Origin of the sequence: Bacillus sp. FSL M8-0049 (genome assembly GCF_038593355.1) — a bacterium.
Classification (GTDB): domain Bacteria; phylum Bacillota; class Bacilli; order Bacillales; family Bacillaceae; genus Bacillus; species Bacillus safensis.
In genome coordinates this window covers 1,687,735-1,702,993 of the sequence record NZ_CP151986.1, presented here as the reverse complement: position 1 = coordinate 1,702,993, position 15,259 = coordinate 1,687,735, and the positions used below count along the sequence as shown (strand labels likewise).

Sequence of the window (15,259 nt, the reverse complement as noted above, 5' to 3'; positions counted from 1 at the left end):
TCTTACACTTTAATCCACTTTATCGTTTTTTAACCAATTATCCTCCAGAGCTCCCTCTTGATGCGACGGTTTGGACATCATCATGTTGAGGTTGAATGAAACCATTTGTAAAGAAAAGTGTACCTAATGCTACCACAGCTATTGATAATGGAATAAAAAAAGACTTTTTCATTTAATTCACTCCTTTTCCTACAAATTGACTTGCATGTAAGGCTCTTTTATAGTATTTCAATGATTGTTGCAACAAACCTTTTTCCTCTAAATATTTCGCCACATCAACCAAGATTTCCTCTAAATCAACCCAAACTTTTCTTTCTTCAAGCTCTGCACACAAATTACTTATATTGGCTTGTTGAGTTTCATTTGTTTCATATAATAGTTCTTTTAACAATTTAAATTTAATTTGAAAAATGTGATGGTTCACTTGTTCCGACAAGGAAATGCCTAGATCAACCCATTCAATCACTTCATTGCTTTGATTTGATAATTCTATTCTGGCTAGTTCATATAAACATCTCATTTTTAATAACATTTGTTGCTCAATTTCTTCATAACTCAGTGTGCGTCTAAAAAATGCAGATGCTTTCTCAGCATTCTCTCTTTTGCTTTCCAAAAAACCCATGCTGTAATAGAGATGAATAATTAAATGATTGTCATTGATACTCCGGATCATGTTCTCTGCTTCATTAAAAAGTTCACTTGCTTTCTCATATTCAAATTGATCGATTAAGTTCAGCGCATGCAGCATTCTACAGTTAATTTGTCTTTTGATATATGATTCATGTGCATTAAATGTGTCACAAGCAATTTGAGCATGATATTTAGATAAGAAAGTCATTTTCAAATCATAAAATAGAACAGCTAATTTATAATGAAATTCTGCTTTTTCTATTTCATCATCGACATAGGCCAACTTCTTTTCAGCTATTCTGAAATAACTTAGCGCCTTATCATAATCTTGTAAGTAGTCATGATAGATCCCATTATAGAAATAGAAGTAATAGGACATGAGTTTGTTTGTCTTCTCTTCTTTTTCGTCTGGTGCATTCCTCTCAAAGAATGGCTTATCTAGGTTTTTGCTAATATTCTGAAGTTTCAGCTTAAGTCTAAAGCTTAATAGTTGATAGTACAAAAGAATATCTTGATTTTCTTCCATTTGTTCGATTGCCTTGTCTATGTCATCTTGCATTTCAATAGCTGCCGACAAATCCCCTTTTTGTATGGCAAGATTCCAGGTGTTTAACATGTTTCCTACCTCCTGAGAGGCAATTAATTCTGTCATCCCTTTACCCCCTTCAAAACAAATCCCTTGTATATTCTAACACGTGATTTACAACATATGTAAAGTGAGTCTACTCATAATAGAAATTTTCGGTATCCCGCAAATATGATAATAATTGAATGGTGTGTAATTAAAAGAGTTGGTTATAAGAGAGGAGCTGCCTACTTATTTCTTTTAGAATGACCGCCTTCATGTTTTAAAATTGATATAAAAAAGACCTGACTGAGTTTCAGCCAGGTTCATGAAGGGGTCAATCATATTCTTATCATAATGAAATCAAAGTAGTTAATTAAACATTTGTTCTCAACTACAAAAAGCTCAGCCCCCTTATTTTATTTGCCGATTGGTTTAATCGTACATCTAAAATTAGACCTACATATAGATAGAGATTCAAAGTTTCACAATCCTATTAACGGAAAAAGAGGCGTGGAATTCGTCATAAATTAACAGATATTTATAGAAAAAAATACAAAATTTAAATTCATCAGCTTTTTCACTTTTTCTTCTTTAGCCATTTCCGATAATTTCTCTAGAAAGGACAACTTAAGATCGTTCTACTAAGATAGAAATTCTGTTTCAATCGCAATATTTTCTCCGAGATTCACTAGTAGTGGGTTATCATTTTTTTCTAAAAATTTAACAATTTGATCCAGAATCTCACTAATTTTTTCGTTAATCGGCATATTTTGATTTAATAAGAAAATGCAGAGAATCGTATCAGCTACTTGATAAAGCGTATATTCATCTTTTGTATTTTCAATGTGATATTGCATCTTTTTAAAAAACCATTCAATTTCGTTCAAATCAACCATTGGGTAATATTGAATTTTATGCAGATTACCTTCATCAAGGACGTCCAATTCAAATATAGCTTCAAGTTCTTCTTTACTTAAATGATCTTCAGGAATTTCATATTCACCCTCAGCTGCTTCCTCATCAACAGTATACTCAGCTGTATAAAGCCCCTGAATGAATTCATCAAAGGAATCTGCTAATTTAAAGTCTTCTTCCATCTCAACATCAAAATAATGAATTGGAGGATTCTTTTTCGTTTTTCGATAATCCATCGCTACCCAAGTATGGCCATCCCCGCTAATTAGAACAAGCCCTTCTGACAACTCCCACTCTTTTATTAAATAGGCACTATCCATAATTCCTTCATCTTCAGCAATTCCCAGCAAGTGATTAAATTGAATGTGATCCTCAGCCCATGAATTAGAGTGATTGGTTGGAAAAGCATTATGAAATATATAACCACCATTTTGTTCTAATATGAGCTTTTTATATGTATCTGGCAAAGTGACTCCAAGTTTCTTTTCAGCCTTAGATATTTCTGATTCGTTGATCTTTTTTAACGTATAGTAACCTTCCTCGTCTATTTCCCAAAATGGTTTCAAGGTGAACACCTCCTAGTACAATATGCACATAAGTATACCATCCAGATGATTATTTTTAACAATTTAGTCAAAATAAAAGAATTAATTAGTTATTTACGCTGTCTATTTTTGTCGAAACAATAGTAAAAAGAAGGTACTTCATCTAAAATTTCCTTTGCACCTAAAAATCAGGAGGATCAATGATGAAGAAATTCTTTGTATTCATTTTTACTTGTCTCATTATGCTAACAGCTTGCGTTGCAGTAGCGCAGCATCTAATGAAAAACAGCTCACGACAGCCAATATTATTGAAGCTTTTAAAAATGCTGGCCTTGAAGCAGAAGAAAAACCATCTGCTCTTAAACAAAAAGAGTTTGGAAATATAAGAGAAGATGGAAAAAGAATTCTTATTGCTTCCTTAGGTGAAAATGCTGGTGGAAGGATTTTTAAATTCGGAAATGAATTGATAATAGATTAGAAGATCTTGATCCTCTTCCAATCTATCTATTTCTCATTCAACTTCCGCTTTCAAAATCTCTGCGTCTGGAACGCTGAATTGCCAAATCATTTTATACCATTCATTTATTTTCACAACTATAAAGACTAAGATAATTAGAGCACTTACACAGGCAAATAATTTACTACGTAACAGTTTTACTAAAAGTGAAATTGATTTATTTTATAAAATTATGAAAGAGTATGCTTATTGGATACATCGAATGTATAAGATTTTCTTGACAAATTATTGTTTGGGTTCTAAAATTTTATAGTTTAAACATTTTTTATTATATAAAGGAGTCCTAACTATTATGGTTATTTTAAGGAATGTTCAACTTGATGATTTAGATGAGTTATTAGTTATTGAAAATGAGGGTTTTTCCACAGAAGAGGCCGCTACAAAAGAAGCTATAATTGAGAGGATTCGATTAATAAATGATACTTTTATTGTCGCAGAAAAAGAAGGTAATATTGTCGGCTATATTAATGGACCTGTTATTAATCAACCTTATATTACAGATGATCTTTTTGAAGAAATTAAGGAAAATACCTCAAAAGGTGGATACCAAAGCATCTTAGGATTGGTCGTCTCAAAATCAGCTAGAAACCAAAGGATAGCAAAATTATTAGTAGAGAAAATGGAAGAACTAGTTAAAGAAAATAGGAGAGAAGGAATTACTTTAACTTGTAAGAAAGAATTGATTCCCTTTTATGAAAAACTTGATTTTAAAAATCATGGAAGATCACACTCGCAACACGGTGGATTCACTTGGTACAATCTACTTAAATTAAGGAAAGATATGACTTGAAGTTTTCAATCTACAATACGCTTTATTTCATTATAAAAAAGGAGCTGTATAGGTTCCCTTAAATTTAGAAAGTACTACGGTTAAAATAAAGAGCCTCTCAAAAATGACAGAGGCTCTTTATTATTTTAATTACAGCAATAATTAGACCACCTAAAGCTATAGCGCTAAGATAAAACGCACCATTTAATAAAATCAAACCCACTCTGCTTCGCAGTGTGAGCCTAAATTCATAACTTCAAATTTTCTTGTTCATATTTTGGTCAAAGACCAAAAATATTATTCCGTTATTTTTTGACCAAAATAAAAACCCCTGAAGCCAATGGCTCCAAGGGGTTTTTATTATTAATACTGAGACATATACTGATCGCGTTCCCATGGGTGTACTTGGGTTCTAAACATATCCCATTCAATTTCTTTTGATTCGATGAAGTGCTCGAATAGGTGATCGCCTAGTGCGTTGATCATGACTTCGTTTGATTTCAGCAGCTCGAGTGCTTCTGCAAGTGTTGCAGGAAGGTCAGAGATGCCGTTTTCAAGACGCTCTTCTTTGTCCATGACATAGATGTTTCTGTCGATTGGTGCTGGTGCTTCTAGTTTGTTTTTGATTCCGTCTAGACCTGCTGCAAGTAATACACTTAGTGCAAGGTATGGGTTTGCAGATGGGTCTACGCTGCGCACTTCTACGCGTGTGCTGATGCCGCGTGATGCCGGGATACGGATCAATGGGCTGCGGTTTTGTGCACTCCATGCCACATAGCAAGGTGCTTCATAGCCAGGTACAAGACGCTTGTATGAGTTAACCGTTGGGTTTGTGACTGCGGTAAAGCTTGTTGCGTGCTTGACGATACCTGCGATAAAGTGTCTAGCCGTCTCGCTTAATTGTAAATCTGCTTTTTCATCAAAGAATGCGTTTTTACCATTTTTAAATAATGATAGGTTACAGTGCATTCCAGATCCGTTTACACCGAACAATGGTTTTGGCATGAATGTCGCATGAAGACCGTGTTTTCTCGCAATGGTTTTGACAACGAGTTTGAACGTTTGAATGTCGTCACAAGAACGGATTGCGCCTGCATATTTGAAATCAATTTCGTGCTGCCCTGGTGCTACTTCGTGGTGAGATGCTTCAATTTCAAAGCCCATTTCTTCAAGCTCTAGCACGATATCACGGCGGCAGTTTTCGCCTAGATCTGTTGGTGCAAGGTCAAAGTATCCGCCTTTATCATTTAGTTCAAGCGTTGGCTCGCCTTTTTCATCTAATTTAAATAAGAAGAATTCTGGCTCAGGTCCAAGGTTGAAATCACTAAATCCTAGTTCTTCCATTTCCTTTAAGATACGCTTTAAGTTGTTACGCGGGTCTCCATCAAATGGTGTCCCGTCTGGCTTATAAATGTCACAAATAAAGCGTGCAACTTTACCTTTTTCTGCTGTCCAAGGGAAAATAACAAATGTGTTTAGATCTGGGTATAGATACATATCTGATTCTTCGATACGTACGAATCCTTCAATAGATGAACCGTCAAACATACATTTGTTATCGAGAGCTTTTTCTAACTGGCTCACAGGAATCTCAACATTTTTAATCGTTCCGAGAATGTCTGTAAATTGCAGACGGATGTACTTTACGTTTTCCTCATTTACTAATTTTACGATATCTTCTCTTGTGTACTTTGCCATTTCGTAAAACTCCTCCCCTACAAAAGGTAAAATGTGTATAGCAATGCTTTTGCTAATTGGTTAACGGAAGAACCTTGACATATCCCCCTGCCTAAAGGTCGTTCCTTGTTGGAAACGTCCAGCCTGAATGAGTTCCTTCTTCAGTAGCTTCCTGAGTTCATCATCTGTCAAGTTGTGCTTCGCTGTGGTTTTTTCCTCCGTCTTTGTAACAGACGATGGATTTTCTGCCTCAGCTTTGGCAAAAAGCTTTTTGATTCCTGCCATGTTTACACCTTGTTCGATGAGGTTTTTAATTTCTAGTAATTTATCAACATCATGAAAAGAAAATAATCGGCGGTTTCCATCACTTCTTGCTGGAAATACTAAACCATTTTCCTCATAATAGCGAATTTGTCTTGCAGATAATTCTGTTAACTGCATGACAATCCCAATTGGGAATAAAGGCATTGAGCGGCGAATGTTATCACTCATCTCAACTGTCTCCTCCTCTTTGCTTAAATTTATTATATGTCATGTTATATTATGTGTCAACAAGATGTTAGGAATATTAACATGGATTTTTTTATTGAGCAGGTACTTCAATAAAACCTTGTTCCAATAAGGCATCGACAGCACTGCAAATCGCATTTTTCACATGGGCATACGTGAGTCCGCCTTGAACATAGGCAGTATAAGGCGGTCTGATCGGACCATCGGCTGATAATTCGATACTGGCTCCTTGTACAAATGTGCCCGCTGCCATAATGACATCATCCTCGTAGCCCGGCATATAGCTTGCATGTGGTGTGACGTGACTGTTAATCGGAGATGCATACTGGATTGCCTGACAGAACGCAATCATTTTTTTAGGATCTCCAAATTCAACTGATTGAATCAAATCCGTTCTTTTCGCATTCCACGCTGGGTTTGTTTGGAATCCGAGCTTCTCAAGAAAACGAGCCGTAAATACTGCGCCTTTTAAGCTTTGAGCCACAACATGCGGCGCCAAGAAAAAGCCTTGATACATTTCCTGGAGCGCATACAGCGATGCACCCGCTTCACTGCCGATGCCTGGAGAAGTCATTCGATAAGAGCAAGCTTCTACCCATTTTTCTTTTCCAACGATGTAGCCGCCTGTTTTGGCAAGGCCTCCGCCTGGGTTTTTAATGAGTGAACCGGCCATGAGATCAGCTCCGACATGACACGGCTCATTTAATTCAGTAAATTCACCATAACAGTTATCTACAAACACAATGATTTCTTCATTCATCTCTTTCACAAATGAAATCATTTGCTCAATTTCTTCTATAGTAAAGGATGGTCTTGACGCATAGCCTTTCGAACGCTGAATGCCGATGACTTTTGTTTTAGAGGAAATTGACTCTTTAACTTTCTCATAATCAACGGATCCATCTTGTCGTAAATCAATGGCTTTGTAGTCAATCTGGAAGTCTTTTAATGAGCCTGTCCCTTCTTTCCCGCGAATCCCGACAATTTCTTCTAGCGTATCGTATGGTTTTCCCGTCATATAGATCAATTCATCGCCAGGTCTCAGCACACCAAATAAGGCAATGGAAATTGCGTGTGTACCGGAAATAATCTGCGGACGCACAAGCCCGCTTTCTCCTCCGAAGACATCCGCATAAATCTTTTCTAATGTGTCTCTCCCCATATCATCGTAGCCATATCCAGTCGTCGGATTAAAGTGAGAGTCACTGACTTTGTGCTTTCGATAGCTTTCAAGCACCCGCCACTCATTTTGTTCGCTCTTTTGATCAATTTGCTGATGCACGTGTAAAATCTCTTGTTCTGTTTCTGCTGCTGCTTTTTCTAAAATACTGCCGTGTTTTAATGTGTGAAACATCTTGATTTAATTCCTTTCCAACATATACTTCTTGATTTGACCTAAAATGGTCTGATCCTCACCACTATATCCGGTGATGTCATATATCTCTGCTTCTTTTTGAAATTCTAGTGATTCCACAAGCGTTTCTGATTTTAATGCGGAGATGAGCTTGCCTTCATGCGCTGGAATCTTTACATGATATGGCTTTAAAAAGGCTTTTTTCAGCTCAGCCATAATATCCGCTTTTAACCTTTTTACATCTTCTTTGCGCTTAGCACTGATTAAGATGTGGCGATGCTTTGAAGATGGGATGAAATCTGGTCTAATTTGATCTTCCTTGTTATAAACAGTCAGCATCGGAATACGGTCCGCTTCTAATTCTTCTAAAAGCTCATGAACCGTTCGTTCGTGTCCTTCATAATCCTCATTAGAAGAGTCGATGACATGAAGCAAATAATCGGCTTCCTTCACTTCTTCAAGGGTGGAACGAAATGCGGCAATCAGTGTGGTCGGAAGGTCTTGGATAAAGCCAACCGTATCCGAAATCAGCACACTGTAGCCAGATTCTAATGTCATCTTACGTGTCATTGGATCAAGTGTCGCAAACAGCAGGTCCTCTTCATGACTATCCGCTTCTGTTAATTGGTTAAACAAAGTTGATTTTCCGGCATTCGTATACCCGACAATGGCAATTTGGAACACACCATTTTTCTTTCGGCGCTCCCGGTATCTTGTGCGGTGTTCTTTGACTGCAGATAACTGCCCGTTAATTTCATGAATGCGGTTTCGAATATGACGTCTGTCTGTTTCAAGTTTTGTTTCACCTGGACCTCTTGCGCCAATTCCGCCCCCTTGTCTTGAAAGGCTGATCCCTTGTCCACTTAGTCTCGGCAAGGCATACTGAAGCTGGGCAAGCTCTATTTGCAGCTTCCCCTCTCTTGTACGGGCTCTTTTTGCAAAGATATCTAAAATCAATTGCGTACGATCAATAATTTTCACATCTAAAGCAGTCGCCAAAGCTTTTAGCTGGCTTGGAGAAAGCTCGTCATTAAAAATAACGACATCACATTCGAGTTCCTCGCAAAGCACTTCAAGTTCTTCTACTTTCCCTTTACCGATATACGTTGCACTGTCTTGTCTATTTCTCTTCTGCGTCATCACGCTGACAGCTTCACCGCCAGCGGTTTTAGTTAACGAAGCTAATTCTTCCATTGAGTATTGAAAGCGTTCATCCGTTACATGCGGCAATTGGCAGCCGACAAGGATCGCTTTTTCAGTCATTTCATGTTCATTCAACGTTAGTTGTTTCCTTTCTGTACTTAAGTTTTCAGTAGTACCATCATACCAAACACATCACACGTATACCACTATTCGGATGGTTTATTTTAGTGACTCTTTATAAAAAGGATACGCCATTTCAAGAAGGCGTATCCTCTTTCATTTGAAGATCGTGACTTTTAATGGTCAGCAGATCTTTTTTATCATAATGATCCACAAGAAGCAGTCTCATCGCCTGGGTTCGTATGGCTTTTTCAATGGTGTTTCGCACAAACCGGCCGTTGCTGAATTTTGCCGGGCTTGTGGTACTTTTAATGTGCATTAAATAATCCCGCAGCTTCCATTCGGCTTCTTGTGTAAATACATATTCTCTGTCTGCCATCATTCGTTTTGCAATATCCATGAGCTGATCGACTGTATAATCAGGAAAGCTGATGTTGATTGGAAATCTTGATTGCAGGCCGGGGTTTAAAGAAAGAAAATGATCCATTTCCTTGGAGTAGCCAGCAAGAATGAGAATGAATTCGTGCTGTTTGTCCTCCATATGTTTTACAAGGGTATCAATCGCCTCTTTTCCAAAATCCTTTTCTCCTCCGCGTGCAAGAGAATAGGCTTCGTCAATGAACAAAATACCACCTAGTGATTTTTTAATTAAATCCCTTGTTTTTTGCGCTGTATGACCAATATACTCTCCAACAAGATCACCGCGTTCTGCTTCAATTAAGTGACCCTTTGAGAGCACATTCATTTCAAAGAAAAGCTTCCCGACAAGTCTTGCAACTGTGGTTTTTCCTGTGCCAGGATTTCCTTTGAACATCATATGAAGCGCTTGTTTTCCTACCTTTAACCCTTGTTCTTGCCGTTTTTGATTAACAAAAATCCAAGCATAAATCTCTTTTATGTTTCGTTTCATTTCATCCATACCGACAAGGCTGTTCATTTCACGCTCTATTTCCCGTAAGATGCTGTGTTTTGCCTCATTTTTCTGCAAGGCTTCCAGGTATTCTGCCTCTGAGTCTGCATCAACCAATACTTGCTTTTGTCCGTTAAGTATAATATTGATTTGGCCGTTGTTTTTATATGTGACAGCTCGCTCCAACGTATTCACCTCTCGCTCTTCTCTCTTTATTCTATTCGGGTGGAGCTGTAATCGTGACAATCGCCCGCTTAAGCCCAAGTTTGCTGTCAAAATGACCCGAGATACCGAATATTGTAGGGATTTCTGCGGTTTCCCAGGAAATGATGTGCTATTTCCATTGTATTCATCCCGTTTGGGCGGACAAACCAACAATTTGCTTTTTCTTAGAAAAATGTAGCTTTTTGATCACAAATGATGCAGAAAAGAGTCTCAATGATTTCCGCATTTTGTACAGGCAATTCTTCTATTTTCTCATAAAATAAAGACGAGGTGATGAATAGATGGTGAAAATTTTTATTGATCCTGGCCACGGAGGAACAGATTCTGGAGCTAGTGCTAATGGACTTTTGGAGAAAAATATAACACTTCAAATCGCGCTTTTATTGAGAGACATTTTGATTAGTGAATATGATGGGGTTTCCGTCCGCTTAAGTCGTTCAACTGACCAATCCGTCACTTTGTCCCAGCGTACGAATGCGGCAAACAGCTGGGGGGCAGACTATTTCGTGTCTATTCATATTAATGCTGGCGGGGGCACAGGGTTTGAAAGCTATGTGTATCCTGGCGTTTCAGCACCGACCACCACGTATCGCAATGCCCTTCATGATGAAATTGTCCGCTCGGTTGATTTTGCGAACCGCGGCAAGAAAACTGCGAACTTCCACGTTCTTCGAGAAACTTCTATGCCCGCTATTTTAACAGAGAATGGTTTTATTGATACGGCAGCTGATGCTAATAAGCTCCGCAACGCAACCTTCCTTCAAGGCATCGCTCGCGCTCATGCGACTGGTCTAGAAGAAGCCTTTCAATTGAAAAAAAAAGCAAGTAATCTTTATAAAGTGCAGGCAGGAGCTTTCAAAGTGAAAGCCAATGCAGATGAATTAGCAGCAACACTTAAATCCAAAGGCTTTGACGCGTTTGTTGTATTAGACGGCGGCATGTTCCGAGTACAGGCCGGCGCTTTCCGTACAAAACAAAATGCAGATGACCTCGTCGCAAGATTGAAGCAGGCCGGTCACGACGCATTCGTTTTCCAATAAGCTGTAGCTGTTTTAACGAAACAAACCGGCTCAAGTCTTCTGCTGAGCCGGTTTGTTGTGTATTCATTTACGCTAGGATGTTGACAACAAATTGAGACCATGTTTCAAGACGGTCGAAGTATTCAGGCTTTTTCAAATCGGCTGCTTTCATCCATTTTCCTGAGATTTGATCTGTTTCTTTTACTTCCACATGAGCACCCGGAGATAGCTCAAGCGCTGATAACAGTCCGATGTGCACACGGCCGACACTGTTGTCATCGTCATTGATTAATCCAAGGGTTTTCATTTCAAGTTTGTCTTCTTCTTGAATAGAAAGTTCTTCGTCCAGCTCACGATCTGTATTTTCTTTTAGAATCTCAGCAAAGTTTTTTCCTTCGATGAAATTCATATGCCCCCCAAAGCCAAGAGATAACTTATGATGTAAGCGAGTCTCTCCCCCGCCTTGAAGTCTTTCGTATACATACACTTCGTCCTCACGCTTAATCACAACATAAGGAATCGGCTGCTTGAAGTCAGGATTTTCTTCTGCATCGCCTCTTCGCATTTGCTCGAAGTGCTCTTCGATTTCTTTCATTATTGTGCTGATTGTTTTCTCTTCACTGTTCACACCATTAAACGCAAGTGTTTCGTTTTGGAACACGCGTGCGCGTGGTGCAACTAAAATGATTTCGTCCATTTTTCCCATGTTCGGTAACCTCCAGTATGTAACACATTGTTAGAAATGGCAAAAAGCCAAAACGAGTGATGCGTTTTGACTTTTACGCTTTCCTTATGATTCATCTCCAAAGAAGAAGTCGTCATCTTTTAACGGCTCAACTGTTGCTTTTTTGTAGCCGTTCCCTTTCATTGAGAAGAAGTCATGCGACTTTGTTTTTGTATTGAGTCCATTCAATACAATAGGATTGATCTCTTCTTCTTCAAAGTAAGGGGCAAATCCAAGGTTCATTAACGCTTTATTGGCATTGTAACGAATGAACTTTTTCACATCATGCGATAAATTGACTTGGTCATAAATATCTTCAGTGTAATGAAGTTCATTTTCATAAAGCTCGTTTAAAAGGTCAATAGAGAAATCATACAGCTCTTTTTGCACGTCAGGTGTTTGTTTGTTGTAAATTTCTTGTGCTAATAATCCAACATACACACCATGAATCGCTTCATCACGCAAAATTAAGTTGATGATTTCACCACTTTGCATGAGCTTTCCTTGTCCATAGAAATAAAGCGGGTAGTAAAAACCACTATAAAATAGGAAACTTTCTAAATAAACAGAAGCAACCATTGCTTTAAAGAGAGAAATAGGATCGTCCTTTTGAATCGAACGGTATAAACTGACAATCATATCTGCTTTCTTTTGCAGGAATTTATTCTTCTTGACCCATTCAAACACTTCACTGATCGTTTCAGTTGGTGCAAGTGTCATGAAGATATTGGAGTATGATTTCGCATGCACCGCATTTTCCATCATTGCCATAAAGTTGAGTACAGCTTTACGCTGATGGCCGTCCACATGTTCAGCAACAATCGGCATCCCTGTATTTCCTTGTTCTGTATCAAGTAAAGTCAGTCCAGCAAGTACCTTCATGTACGTATCTCGCTCTTTTTCACCTAAATATTTCCATGTTAAGAGATCTCCGTTTAAGGAAATCTCTTCTGGAAGCCAGAACTGCTTCACATTTTGGTTGTAAAACATTTGTGTAAAATCGTCTTCGTGTTTTGACCAGTTGGCTGCATCATAAATTTTTGTCACGTTAAACTCTCCTTTAATCAAACAACACAAGAAAGACAGCCTTCCTGCCCTGTATCCTTCGTTCTTGCATAATAAAGTGTCTTAATGCCTTTATGGTGTGCATAAAGATCGATGCGGTTTAAATCACGCGTTGTCATCGTATCTTTTAAGAATAGTGTAAAGCTGATTCCTTGATCGACGTGCTGCTGAATCGTTGCGATCATATCGACCACTTTAAACATGTCCATATCGTACGCTTCTTTATAGAAGAACCAGTTTTGTGCTGAAAGACCTGGCATTGGGTAATAGGTTTTGCTGTTGCCGTATGTTCTTTCTTCGATACGTTCCATAATTGGCATCACAGAAGCTGTTGCCGATTGAACATAGGAAATGGAACCTGTTGGTGCAATACATAAACGATAGCTGTGATACATGCCATGTTCCGCTACAAATTCTTTGAGTGCGGCCCAGTCTTCTTTTGTTGGAATGTGCATGCCTTCAAATAGCGCTGCTGCTTTTTCTGTTTTTGGTGTGAAATCATTCTCCACGTATTTATTGAAGTACTCACCAGTTGCATAGCCAGAGCCTTCATAACGATGGAATGTTTCTCCTTTTTCTTTCGCAAGCTCACTTGAGCGTTTAATTGAATAATAGTTCACCATCATAAAGAATGTATTTGCGAAATCTCTTGCTTCTTCACTTTCATAGGCAATTTGGTTTTGAGCTAAATACCCGTGAAGGTTCATCGCACCGAGTCCGATTGACTTCATCGCTTTGTTCGCTTTTCGAACAGCTGGTGCATTGCGAATGTCTGTTGTTTCAGACACAAGCGTTAGTGAGTCTGTTGCAAGCTTAACCGTTTTTTCAATCGATTTGTTTTTCATGACATTCATGATATTTAATGAACCAAGGTTACAAGAAATATCAAGACCGATTTCATCTTCTTGATCATAGTCCGTGTAAGAAGAAACCTCTGAAGCCTGAAGCACTTCTGAGCAAAGGTTTGAGAATTTCACTCGTGAAATATGGTTCAAGGCATGCTCTCTGTTTACATTATCTTGGAACATGATATATGGATAGCCTGATTCTGAGCGTAGAACAGCCAACTTTTCAAGAAGCTTTCTCGGATTGACTTTTTCTTTTTTGACTTTCGGGTTTTCTACAAGCTCGTCATACATTTCTTCCATGTCCATCTCATCAAGATGCTGTCCATATTCTTTATAGACTGTATGCGGATAGAAGGTATAAGCTGTTTTATCTTCTCTAGCAAGCTCGATAAATTTATCCGGGATGACGACTCCGATGGACAGAGTTTTCACGCGAACATCTTCATCGGCAGAGATTTTTTTCGTATCTAAGAAATCATTGATATCTCTGTGGAAAATATTCAAGTAGGCACTGCCTGATCCTTGTCTTTGCCCCATTTGATCTGCATATCTGAATGCATTATCAAGAAGCTTCATCACGCCGACGACACCTTTTGTCGCGTTTTCGACATCTTTGATTGCTTCGCCTTTTGCACGAAGTTTTGACAGGTTCAAACTGACGCCGCCGCCTAGTTTTGACAGCTGCATGGAAATATCAATCGCTCTTGAAATATCGTTTAGTGAGTCATTTACTTCAAGCAAGAAGCAGCTCACAAGTTCACCGCGTCTTTTACGTCCAGCGTTCAAGAAGGTTGGTGTACTTGGCTGGTACTCTTGATTGATCATCAGTTCTACAAACTCAAGTGCTTTTTCTTTATCCCCACCTGCAAAGAAAAGTGCTACAACTGAAATGCGGTCTTCATAGCGTTCAAGGATTTTCTTTTTATCATTTGTTTTCAGTGCATAGTCATTGTAAAACTTAAACGCACTCATAAATGATGGGAATCTAAATTTTTTGGCATATGCAGCTTCAAAGACTTCTTTAATATCTGCCATGCTATATTGTCTTAAAAATTCTTCCTCATAGTAGTCGTTTTCTATTAAGTAATCAATCTTCTCTTCTAGATTATGAAAAAAGACCGTGTTTTGATTGATGTAATCTACGAAATAACTATGTACAGCTTCTTTGTCCTTATCGAACTGAAACTTTCCTTCTTTTTGAATCATAATTTCGTTATTTAATTGTATCCACTTTGGAACCTGATTTTGTGACAATTCTTTCTACCTCCTGTGTAAACAATTCAACATCCCTTTTTGTTCCGCTTAGTTCAAAGGTGTGCAAAATAGGAACTTGATATTGTTTAGAAATCGTATCGGCGCTTTTTGCAAAATTATCTCCCCACACTTTGTTGCCACTCACCGCAACACCTAGTAAAAGGTGAGCATTTTTCTCTAAAAAGGACTGAGTGGTACTAGGGACTTGTCCAAATCCTGTCGTAAAGGTGACGAGAATAAACGGCGTATCCAAAAACTCTTCTCCAGTCAATTTTCGTTTGTCTGTAAAAGGGGTCTTGTCCAAAAAGCGTTGAACATTTCCTGTTTTTGAATCAAATACGATTTGAATCAATTCCATCACGACCTAGTTTTTAGTATTGTTGATCATTTCGCTATTCACTATATATAGTATACTATGTTTTTTCAAAACACAACATATAGATGTTCGAAACGAAAAAAATCAACC

General features: G+C 38.3%; 15 protein-coding genes and 1 pseudogene. 3 read left to right on the top strand and 13 right to left on the bottom strand.

Translation table 11 applies throughout. The features are described from left to right. Positions 1-37: 37 nt before the first annotated feature. The 3 genes from NSU13_RS08655 to NSU13_RS08645 form a co-directional block, all read right to left on the bottom strand. Positions 38-172 (bottom strand): hypothetical protein, encoded by a 135-nt coding sequence (locus NSU13_RS08655; protein WP_254966822.1) that lies wholly within the window; start codon positions 170-172, stop codon positions 38-40. Beyond that, positions 173-1,282 carry a hypothetical protein gene (locus tag NSU13_RS08650; protein WP_342489993.1) on the bottom strand — a complete coding sequence of 370 codons (1,110 nt, stop codon included), beginning with the start codon at positions 1,280-1,282 and terminating at the stop codon, positions 173-175. It lies immediately after the preceding gene. A gap of 557 nt (positions 1,283-1,839) precedes the next feature. Beyond that, complete coding sequence (locus NSU13_RS08645) at positions 1,840-2,679, bottom strand: SMI1/KNR4 family protein (RefSeq protein WP_065214384.1); 840 nt, start codon at positions 2,677-2,679, stop codon at positions 1,840-1,842. 211 nt (positions 2,680-2,890) lie between these two features. Here NSU13_RS08645 and NSU13_RS08640 point away from each other — a divergent pair, with 211 nt between their 5' ends. Next, positions 2,891-3,136 carry a hypothetical protein gene (locus tag NSU13_RS08640; RefSeq protein WP_231122761.1) on the top strand — a complete coding sequence of 82 codons (246 nt, stop codon included), beginning with the start codon at positions 2,891-2,893 and terminating at the stop codon, positions 3,134-3,136. Positions 3,137-3,172: 36 nt separating this feature from the next. Here the strand turns inward: NSU13_RS08640 and NSU13_RS08635 are convergent. Then, a pseudogene (locus NSU13_RS08635) lies at positions 3,173-3,271 on the bottom strand (hypothetical protein); the annotation flags it as partial. A 196-nt stretch (positions 3,272-3,467) separates the two neighbouring features. Between NSU13_RS08635 and NSU13_RS08630 the strand changes: the two are divergent. Continuing rightward, positions 3,468-3,965, top strand: coding sequence for a GNAT family N-acetyltransferase (locus tag NSU13_RS08630; protein ID WP_342489992.1), 498 nt, complete (start codon positions 3,468-3,470; stop codon positions 3,963-3,965). Positions 3,966-4,307: 342 nt separating this feature from the next. Here the strand turns inward: NSU13_RS08630 and glnA are convergent, their stop codons facing one another. The 5 genes from glnA to spoVK form a co-directional block, all read right to left on the bottom strand. Beyond that, positions 4,308-5,642, bottom strand: a complete 1,335-nt coding sequence (gene glnA / locus NSU13_RS08625) for a type I glutamate--ammonia ligase (RefSeq protein WP_024427046.1) — start codon at positions 5,640-5,642, stop codon at positions 4,308-4,310. A gap of 60 nt (positions 5,643-5,702) precedes the next feature. Further along, complete coding sequence (locus NSU13_RS08620; RefSeq protein ID WP_034281940.1) at positions 5,703-6,113, bottom strand: MerR family transcriptional regulator; 411 nt, start codon at positions 6,111-6,113, stop codon at positions 5,703-5,705. Positions 6,114-6,204: 91 nt separating this feature from the next. Beyond that, complete coding sequence (locus NSU13_RS08615) at positions 6,205-7,485, bottom strand: aminotransferase class I/II-fold pyridoxal phosphate-dependent enzyme (protein WP_342489991.1); 1,281 nt, start codon at positions 7,483-7,485, stop codon at positions 6,205-6,207. A 6-nt stretch (positions 7,486-7,491) separates the two neighbouring features. Further along, on the bottom strand, positions 7,492-8,763 hold the full coding sequence (hflX, locus tag NSU13_RS08610) for a GTPase HflX (RefSeq protein WP_342489990.1): 1,272 nt from the start codon (positions 8,761-8,763) through the stop codon (positions 7,492-7,494). Positions 8,764-8,884: 121 nt separating this feature from the next. Next, entirely contained in the window at positions 8,885-9,844 is a 960-nt protein-coding gene (spoVK, locus tag NSU13_RS08605) for a stage V sporulation protein K (RefSeq protein WP_024424083.1), read from the bottom strand. A gap of 320 nt (positions 9,845-10,164) precedes the next feature. Between spoVK and NSU13_RS08600 the strand changes: the two genes are divergently transcribed. Further along, on the top strand, positions 10,165-10,923 hold the full coding sequence (locus tag NSU13_RS08600; RefSeq protein ID WP_024427042.1) for an N-acetylmuramoyl-L-alanine amidase: 759 nt from the start codon (positions 10,165-10,167) through the stop codon (positions 10,921-10,923). A gap of 67 nt (positions 10,924-10,990) precedes the next feature. Here the strand turns inward: NSU13_RS08600 and NSU13_RS08595 are convergent, their stop codons facing one another. The 4 genes from NSU13_RS08595 to nrdI all read right to left on the bottom strand — a co-directional run bounded on the left by NSU13_RS08595 (position 10,991) and on the right by nrdI (position 15,145). Beyond that, positions 10,991-11,608: a hypothetical protein gene (locus NSU13_RS08595; protein ID WP_024424084.1), complete on the bottom strand. Its 618-nt coding sequence runs from the start codon at positions 11,606-11,608 to the stop codon at positions 10,991-10,993. 84 nt (positions 11,609-11,692) lie between these two features. Next, entirely contained in the window at positions 11,693-12,673 is a 981-nt protein-coding gene (gene nrdF / locus NSU13_RS08590; RefSeq protein ID WP_024424085.1) for a class 1b ribonucleoside-diphosphate reductase subunit beta, read from the bottom strand. A 17-nt stretch (positions 12,674-12,690) separates the two neighbouring features. After that, entirely contained in the window at positions 12,691-14,793 is a 2,103-nt protein-coding gene (gene nrdE / locus NSU13_RS08585) for a class 1b ribonucleoside-diphosphate reductase subunit alpha (RefSeq protein WP_024424086.1), read from the bottom strand. Beyond that, positions 14,753-15,145: a class Ib ribonucleoside-diphosphate reductase assembly flavoprotein NrdI gene (gene nrdI, locus NSU13_RS08580; protein WP_008360380.1), complete on the bottom strand. Its 393-nt coding sequence runs from the start codon at positions 15,143-15,145 to the stop codon at positions 14,753-14,755. Before nrdI ends, nrdE begins: the two co-directional genes overlap by 41 nt. Positions 15,146-15,259 lie beyond the last annotated feature (114 nt).